The sequence below is a fragment of the Verrucomicrobiota bacterium genome (genome assembly GCA_037139415.1).
In the GTDB taxonomy this organism is placed as follows: domain Bacteria; phylum Verrucomicrobiota; class Verrucomicrobiia; order Limisphaerales; family Fontisphaeraceae; genus JBAXGN01.
Genome location: JBAXGN010000242.1, coordinates 1 through 9,918, shown reverse-complemented (window position 1 = coordinate 9,918; position 9,918 = coordinate 1). Strand labels below are relative to the sequence as shown.

Below are 9,918 nucleotides of genomic sequence, written 5' to 3'. Positions count from 1 at the left end.
TTTCTGCCGGTTCATTTTTCTGCAAAAGGAATTGGGTTCCAATTTTTATGCCAGCTAATCTTTTTGCCATGTCCGGTCCCCATTTTTCTGCCGGTTCATTTTTCTGCAAAAGGTTTTTAAAAATTTCTTTCAAAAACTTCTTGCACGATCGCAGGACTTGTGCGATTGGTAATAACGTTCAGCCAAAAATGTGCTTAACACTTTTTCTTTTTAGGTAACTGAATTTTGCATAGCTTCGGCTGTGGTCTTACTGGAAATCCTGTGATTCCTCTGTGAGGGACTTCCGAAGGCTTGCGCCCAACTTGGTTGCGAGCCGGTCGTGCATCTCTCACAGGCGCTTCCAGGTGCCTCCAGCGAGGGCGCGTGGGTTCGCGCCCTTTTCATTCCGCCGTCGTTGTTCATGCAAGGAAAGAAAACGATGAAAACAAACATGAGCAATGCGGGTACTATGATAAACGGCAACATGGAAAGAAAAACCAGGGTTTCATACAATCATGGACTCTTCACGATGATGTTGGTATTCGTGATACTGTCCACTGCCTCAATTGTTTTTGCCGCAACCGCACCCGACGCTGATCGGACCTTTTCCCATCCGGCCGAAGATAACCAAACGAAAAACCTGACCCTTTTGTCGGGTTCATATACATTTGAAGTTGATGCTAATCCTGATGGTTACCACCGTGTTGATTGGTATAACACATACTCAGGCGGTTCTCCTGTTGCTACAAGATACTTTTACTGGTATGATGATATAGACTTCAACATCGCAGTTAGTGGGTGGATACGTGCAGAGGTGTATAGTAGTACTATTTTTAATGGTGACGGGCCATGGGAGGCTGCGTATCGCTGGTATGTGACAGTCCAAGAAACCGTCTCAACACCCACTGGCTGCTCAGCATCATCAAGCTCTGTCCTGACAGGAGTATATGTAACTCTTAGTGCCAGTGGCACAAGTAGCAGCTTGGGGCATGCTATCAAATACCGCTACGATTGGGGCGATGGCACGATTTCCGCTTGGGGGAATTCCTCCCAATCGCACTATTATTCTACTAAAGGCACTTACACTATAAAAGCTCAGGCTGGTTGTGTAACGGATGGTATCTATTCGGGTTGGACGAGTGGAACTGTAGTTATTGTATCCGACCCACCAGAGACGGTTTCAACGCCCACGCTCTCCGTAAGTCCAAACCCAGTCGTTGTGGGTGGTGGTGTTACGTTCACAGCAAGTGGCGCAACCAGCAGTAAAGGACATGGTATTGAATACCGGTTTGACTGGGGTGATGGAAATATTAGCATCTGGGGTTCTGCGAGCCGCTCGCGATACTTTTCTAACCCAGGCACCTACTACCAAAAAACTCAAGCTCGCTGCTCTTCTGATCTTATTGAGTCAAGTTGGTCTTCCTCGGTAACATTGACAGTAGGTGCCCTGCCTGATATGCCGAACACACCGCAGCCACCGGATGGATCAACTAATTGGCCTTGTAGTCTTCCGCTCTTAAGCTGGTCAAGTGGTCCTAACACCTCGTATCATGAAGTCTATTTCGGCACAGCAAACCCACCACCACTTATAAATAATCATGCGAATGGTATAATTAATCTTAGCTCGGTGCGGCCTGGCCAAAAATACTACTGGCAGATTAAATCAAAAAACAGTTATGGGACCACCGATGGACCGGTTTGGAACTTCACACCAATCGCCCCAGTCGCGATTACTGTTAATGGTGTTCAAGCCGCAGATATGAACGCCGTATTGCTCTTGCAGAACGGGACAGAGATGGAGCGTATGGATGCAGATCTCGGCACCGCACCGTCGGGAACCTCTTTTTATTACTGTGCATTGCCCGCCAGTGGGTATCAGGTTCAGGTGTATTGTTGGGATATGCTTGTGGGTGGCACTGGGTTATTCGATGTGCCAACTTCTGGAACGGTTTCCAAGACTATAACTACCAATGTTAAACGACCTCTATCGGTAAAGGCCTACTACAGTGATGGAACGACACCGTTAGCGAACGCGAGCGTTAGTCTGCTGAGTTGGGATGGACATCGGAATGAACCTCATCTGCGCGCCACATCTAGCACAGACTCGAATGGAAACACCAGCTTTCAGGCTTGGCCTACTATTGAAGTCGGCGAGCGGTATATTGTGAGAATTTATCAGGGAACAACCCTTGTATGGGAAAAAACGGATGTTTTAGTCGATAAGAATACCGGTAGTAGTTATAGTTGCCTCACTACAGTAGTTAAGCCCGCCGATTGTCTCATTACGTCATTTTTTTATCCAAACAATCAACTCTTAACCGGTGGCCAGCAACTGCAAGCTACAGTACGAGTAAAAAATAATACATCTACAACTCGTAGTTTTTGGGTTGGACTCAGTTTCGCACATGCGAATGCCACTTTGAACAGTTGGCCTGAATACTATTACGATATAAAACCGCTGCAAACTGCTAGTTTGCAAGCAGGTCAAGAAAGCGATGTTGTGTTTAAATTTATCGTACCAAAAACTCTACTCGCCGGACAATACTACGCCCGCGCCTCAACTTGGAGCAGCTTTGATGATGCAGCGTATTTGCTTGTGGATCGTTTTGATGATACACTCAACTACTCGCAATGGAATGATCTTTCTACTGGAACAGGCGCGCGATCATTTGAAATTAAGTTTGATCCGCAGTTAAGTTTTTTAGACTGCCTCGCGCATATTTCATCCATTTCATTTAGTAAAAATGGTGCTCTAGATGAAATCGAAGTCATGATGCGGCGCAGCACTGGCAGCATAAAACCTTTGTTATTCGTACGGGCTGGAGTAGGGAAAAATATGCTGATTCCTGTGAATGGAGTACCAGTGCCGGTTGCGCTTAAGGCAAGCGGCTCGTTTTTAATTGATGTCGCAGATTTATTAGGACTGACACCGGAATCAACAGCAGATCAAGGTGAATGGGTCACGTGCTGGGTGGATGCAGACGCTGGCCTCTGCTTGGGAAGAGTAAATGGAGGTGGACATTTAACAGTAGGGCTTATTCCTCATGCTGTGGAATGGAAGAACCGCGGCACAGCCGATTACCGAAAAGAGTGGTCAGCAGGGGTTTCGGTAAATCTGCCCAACACTGCTTTTACTTTGATCGATTGGAACAACAATAGCGGGCTTAGCGGCCCTCAAAAAGCCAGTATAAATTTTAATACAGAAGTTTCGTTATGTGTGGACATCGGTAGCCAAGGACTGATTGCGTTCGAGGTAAAACGTTCGGTCCTTTTATCCGCCATTGGGGGCTTCACAACAGGGAACGTAGATTTATTCGCCCTTGCCGTATCGGACGCCATTAGAAATGCCCATGATCAGGGTTTCATTCGGTCAGCGACGTATGATGATGGAGATTATGAATTAACCAGTGGTCAGCGCGAAACTCCATTATCACTGAATAAACCTTGGGATGATGCTAATAAGTTTGCTCATTATTTTTACATTGACGTACCTGCTTCCGCTGGACGCCTCCGAGTTCAAACAACGGGCGGAACCGGAGATGCTGCTGTTTTTGTAAAGTACGGAAGTCGGATCACTTCCTTAGCCGGTGGGCCTGGAGTTTACAGTTCTCAAACCGTGGGCACTACTACAGAAGCCGTTGATATCACTTCACCTGCTGCTGGACGCTGGTATGTTGCTGTGCCCACACGAAACCAATATGATAATATTGAACTGCTCGCCAGAGTTGATGGTATTTCCGGGACCTTAGAATTCAAGTCGGCCAGTTATACTGTAGCAGAGAATAGCGGGAGCGTGCGAATATATGTGAGCCGTACGGGTGGTTCGTCTGGAGCGGCAAGCGTAAACTATGCGACCGTTAACGGTACAGCGGAGGCTGGTTCAGATTATACAGCGAAAACCGGACCTCTAAACTGGGCGGATGGGGATATGGCGGACAAGTACTTCGATGTATTAATCACTGACGACAACATCGCAGAGAACGACGAAACGTTTACAGTGAGTTTGAGTGGGTTAAGCGGAGCAGCCTTGGGCACTCCGAGTACAACGACGGTGACAATTCCGATAAATGATCAACCAAACGGCGTATTACAATTCAAGTCGGCCAATTACACCGTAGCTGAGAATGGCGGGAGCGTGCGAATTTATGTGAGCCGTACGGGTGGTTCGTCTGGAGCGGCAAGCGTAAACTACGCGACTGCTAACGGCACAGCGGTGGCGGGTTCAGATTATACGGCTAAATCTGGAGTTTTAAGTTGGGCGGATGGGGATATGGCGGACAAGTACTTCGATGTATTGGTCACTGATGACAGCACCGCAGAGAACGACGAAACGTTTACAGTTGTCTTGAGTGGGGTGGTTAGGGCAGCCTTGGGCACTCCGAGTACAACAACGGTGACGATTCCGATAAATGATCAACCAAACGGCGTATCTATCACCACCGCAAGTTCATTACCCGGCGGTCTTCTGGGCTGCCCGTACAACGGTTTTCTTCAAGCGACGGGTGGTCTCTCTCCATACACTTGGTCTATTGTCTCCGGTAGCTTAGCGGCAGGAATGTCTCTTTCTACCAATGGCATTATCAGTGGCACGCCAACGAATGCTGGCAGTTTTAGTTTCCGTATTCGAGCCACGGGTTCCGATTCCCTTTACTCGGAAAAGGATTTTTCTTTGAGCATTAGTAACAGTGCTTCAGTGGGAGTTAACACTCCTCAAGGGAAACTTGTATATACGACACCTGATCAAAAAATTCACATTCTTGACACGGTCACCCAAGTAGATTCCATTGTGCCAACCGGGACATTACCGATTGTCAGTACGCCGAGTTGGTCACCAGACGGACAGTGGATACTATTCAATGGCGGACCGGGTGGCAATTCTCAGGTTTATGTGGTGCATCCCGATGGAACGGGGCTTCGCATGGTAACTGGTGGCAGCGGGGATCTTGTATTTCCATCCCTCTCATCGGATGGAAGTAAGATCGCATATCACCAAGTATATGGAAATGTTTTCACCATAAATTTCGATGGCACTGGTGTTTCGACGCTTCCCGTTTGTCTGGCACACGTCCGTTGGTCTCCAACCGCTAATAAAATTGCTGGCACGGATTGGGCCACTCCACCTGCCTACACCTATAATAGCGATGTTTATGTGTATGACTTAAGTACGGGTGCGACTAATAAAATCACTAGTCACGAGGCTGGCTCTGCTTACGTACAGCTCGGGTGGGCACCCGACGGTACTAAAATGGCGGTTAGCTGGTTGCATGGAAGTCCCGCCAAATATGATATTGTAGTGATGAATACAGATGGCTCCAACCCAATTAACCTTACTAGCGATTGGCCTGACTCCAATGAAGGGACACCTTCTTGGTCGCCAGATGGACAGTTCATATTCTTTATTTCTGATCGCTCTGGAAACTCAGATGTTTGGGCTATGCGTCCGGACGGAACAAGTCGTACTAACCTCACAAATACGGCTACGGATGAATATGGGCCTGCTTCTATCTTGTTATCGTCTGCTGGCAACTCAGTTTCAAATAGGCTTGTCGCCTACTATCCATTTAATGGAAATGCCAACGATGCGAGTGGGAATGGGTATCATGGAATCGTTAATGGAGCTACTTTAACCAGTGATCGTTTTGGCAACCCCAACAGCGCATACCAATTTGATGGGATCAGTAGTTATATTGACACATTGCCGAGCGGAGTTATTCCAACCAATATCACCTTATCAGCTTGGATTCATCCAACCATGATTCGCCAGTTCTGGGGAAGCATACAAGATGCAAGTGGCGGCAAGGATGGATATGTTGGCAGCATTGGAGCTGGTGGTAAACTGGACTTTTACTTCTACAAGAACAATAACTTGGAACCCGAGGTTTCCACGCAAACAGGAACGGTGCCTACAAATCAGTGGTCGCATGTGGCATACTGCCTTAATAACCAAGGCGGTGTGAGCTTATATGTCAACGGATTTTTGCAGGCAACAGGTGCGTTTTCTCAAGTTCCAAACCAGCATGACCGTGCTTTGATGCTGGGTCGCTCGATTTGGTCTCAGACGTATATGAACTATGCGGGTAAAATTGACGATGTGAGAATTTACAATCGCGCCTTGTCGTCCAGTGAAATCCAAACACTGTACCTCAGCGATTCCGGGGGGGTGCAACCGCAAATCACCCAGATCACCCCGATTAACCAAACCGTTCTCGTCGGCTCCAACGCCACTTTCACCGTCTCCGCCACCGGCACTGCACCTTTGTATTATCAATGGCTGCGGGGCAGCATTTCGATCTCCGGTGCTACCAATTCATCCTTCATAATTTATAATTCATCCTTACCCAATACCGGTTCCTATTTCTGCCTCGTTTCCAATGCCTATGGGTCAGTCACCAGCGCCGCAGCTACCCTCACTGTGAGCAACCTTCCTCCGCATACGCGTTTTGTCCGGCTGATGGATGCCAGTGGGGCGGCGGGTTCGCTGGTGACCGTTCCGATCTTGCTCGCCGCGCAAGGCAATGAAAACTCCTTGGGTTTGAGCCTGAACTTTGATCCGGCAGTCCTCAGCTATCGGGCCATCAGCAATGGGAACAATGCCGCCAGTGCCATGATCTTTGTGAATACCAACCAAATCGCCAATGGCCGGTTGGGATTCCAACTCGGCTTGCCGGCGGGCAGCAGTTTTGCCAGCGGGACGCAACAGGTGGCGCTCGTCACGTTTGCGTTGGTGGGCAACGCCACGCCTGGCACTTCCGTTTTGAGCTTTGGAGATGTGCCCGTGGTCCGCGAGATTGTGGATGCCGCCGCCGCTCCGTTGCCAGCGTCATATATTGGTGGCGTAGTGATGATCGTGACCGGCTACGAAGCCGATGTGGCACCGCGTCCCAATGGTAATAATAACGGGCAGATCACCACGGCGGACTGGGTGCAGGTGGGCCGTTTTGCCGCCGGGTTGGATACGGCCGCCGTCGGCAGTGAATTTCAGCGGGCCGATTGCGCTCCGCGTGCCACGTTGGGCGATGGCCGAATCACCACCGCCGATTGGGTGCAGGCCGGTCGCTATGCGGCCGGGTTGGATCCGGTAACCGCCGCGGGCGGGTCTACCGGTACTGCCATAACGAAAGCGGTGCAACTGGCCAAGACCGCCAGCGCTTCCGTGGTTCAACTGCGCGGTCAAACCGTAATTCCCGGGGGAACCACCTATTTGCCAGTGCAGTTGTTGGCGGCGGGGAATGAGAATGGGTTGGGCTTCAGTCTGGCCTTTGACACCAACGTGCTGCGGTTTGCGTCCGCTTCCAACGCCATTGGCGGTGGGCAGTTGATTCTGAACACCAATGCGGCGGCGGCTGGCAAACTCGGTTTCCAAATCGCCTTATCCGCTGGGGCCACGTTCCCTGCTGGCACCCAAACAGTGGCCTGGGTTGGCTTCACCGCGTTGCAGGCCAATACGACCAGTGCCGTCAGTTTTGCCGACCAACCGGTGACGCGCGAGGTGGTGGATGCCACGGCGACGCCGATCGCCGCAAATTATCAGGATGCCAGTGTGATTGTCAGTGCACCGGCCACGCGGCCCGCCATTGTGCAACAACCGATCAGCGTGGCGGTGCGGCCAGGGCAAACCGCGCAATTACAAGTATCGGCGGTGGGCTCTTCGCCGCTCAGCTATCGTTGGACGAAAAATGGGGTCACGGTACCGGGTGCGAACGCCGCCGTTTACACGGTGAACAACGTCAGCGCCGCGAATGCCGGCAAGTATCAGGTCATCATCACCAACGCCGTTGACAGCATTACCAGCGCGGTGGCGGTTCTCACGGTGGATGTGGCGAAACCGGTGGTGGTCATCACCGCTCCGCTGCCCAATGCCAAGGTGTACCGCGCGACGACGAACCTGCTCGGGCGCGTGACCGATGCGGGTGGGTCGTTGCAGGGGGTGTATTACCAAGTCAACAATGATCTGTGGCAGACCGCCAGCGGCACTACTAATTGGCAGGCGAGCATTACCTTGGTGCCGAATACCAACACGATCCGGGTTTATGCCGCTGATATGGCAGGGAACGTGTCCCTTACCAATACTCTGAAGGTGAATTACGTCGTCAGTGAACGGTTGGAGGTAACCGTCACTGGTTCCGGCTCGGTCATGGAGAGCAACAAGCTGTTTGTTTCCGGGCAGCGGGTGCTGGGTAAAACCGTGACGCTGACCGCCAAACCAACGGCGGGTAATATTCTCTCCAGTTGGGTGGTGCAGAAGAACGGGATCAACGTAATCATGCCGTTCAAGCATGACTACAACACCCTCACATTCACGATGGAAGCCGACCTGAGCGTCACCGCCAACTTCGTGCCAAATCCGTTCCTGGCGTACAGTGGTGAGTATGGTGGGTTGTTCCTGCCGCCTGTGGATACCAATGGGGTGCGAGTCGTCCCGACCGACTGGACCAACTCCGGTATTGTATCCCTGACGTTGACCACCAATGGCACCTTCAGCGGTCAGTTGACCTATAAAGGCATGAGTTACCCGATGGCGGGTGAATTGGATGCCCGTGGGTCAAATGTAATCAGCGTGGCGCGCGGCAAAGAGGCTCCGCTGTATGCGATGCTGCAATTAGCGCCGGATGCCGCAGAGATCATCGGGACAATCAGCTTGGGGACAACGTGGAGTTCGGAGCTTTCGGCATACCGGAAGATGATTACCAAGAATACGGAACTTAAAGGTAACTACACAGTGGGTATTCAAAACGGACCGGATGGTGGAACAGGCGGGGCACTGACGGTTGCGATAGCACCACAGGGAGCGGTCACGTTATCAGGCAGTCTGGCGGACGGTACTGCGATCATGCAATCACGCTGGCTGACGACCAACGGGGACTTCCTGGTGTACCAATCATTGTACGGGAACAAAGGGATGCTGTTGGGCTGGGCGCATTGCGACTTCGATGGTCATGGGGAGTTGTTCTGGCAGAAACCGGCAGTTCCGACGGATAAATTGTACAAGAACGGTTTTACGGTGAGTCCGGGGGCCATGGTCCATCGTTTTACCGCGCCGACCTTGGGAGGCAATGCCACGTTCTGGACCAATAATGTTGGTAGCCTTAGCGTGTGGGGTGGCGGAATGACCAACGACCTGTGGGGACAACTGCGCGTGGTGAAGAGCGTGGGGACACCGTATGGAACCAACAACCCGATGAAGAGTTACGGGGTGACGTTTGATGTGACCAAGGGCACCTTTGCAGGCTCGTTCACCAATCCCGACAATAAGAAAGTAACTGCGTTCAAGGGAGTCGTGTTGCAGTTTTATAACACCAACAACCTGCCAATAGGAAGCGAATGCATGGGCTGGTTCCTGGGCGTGACCAACAGTGGCAGTGTGAAAATCAACGGACAGTAACGCGGGTTCTACGCGCCCAGTCAATTAATCGGTTGGTCACATTTTAGGGCAGATCAGCAACATGCGTTCCTTGCTGAAAAGGCAACTGCGCCAGAAAGGGTGAAGGTTTCTGGCGCAGTGCTGGTTCTACTATCCATGTGAGTGGGGCGATGACTTCAAGAACACGATGAACCTTGAAAAAATACAGCACGCGAAACGCATGAATTTGTTTCGGGACAGTAACCAATCAGTTCTTTAGCTTTTTATGGCGAACAAAGACCTGCTAGAAGTGACCATAAAAAAAGTGACGGTAATCGCGGCCAGTCTGGTGGCTATGCATTCATTGACTGGTTGTTACGGATTGCCCATGGATAATGTAAATTATCAAGAATCAACCAGAGGAAAGGACATTGACGAAAGAATGACTAAGAATATGACTGAAAAGCAGAAGGATTTCTATTATCGCAATAAGGCAGCCAATGGGAGGTTAAATCGTATTGGACCCAAAAGCGGGAGGTTTTAGATATTTTCGTGTAAGTGGCCGACGATAGCTGAGAGGATAAGAAACTATGGCCATT

At 50.6% G+C, this 9,918-nt stretch carries 1 protein-coding gene; it reads left to right on the top strand.

The window, feature by feature from the left end:
• Window positions 1-418 precede the first annotated feature (418 nt).
• A complete protein-coding gene (locus WCO56_26890) occupies window positions 419-9,361 on the top strand; it encodes a Calx-beta domain-containing protein (protein MEI7733227.1) in 8,943 nt (2,980 codons plus the stop codon).
• Window positions 9,362-9,918: the final 557 nt, after the last annotated feature.

What these genes read in the sequence shown, in the direction of transcription:
- WCO56_26890 (MEI7733227.1), top strand. Translation starts at nt 419, where the DNA reads ATGAAAACAAACATGAGCAATGCGGGTACTATGATAAACGGCAACATG.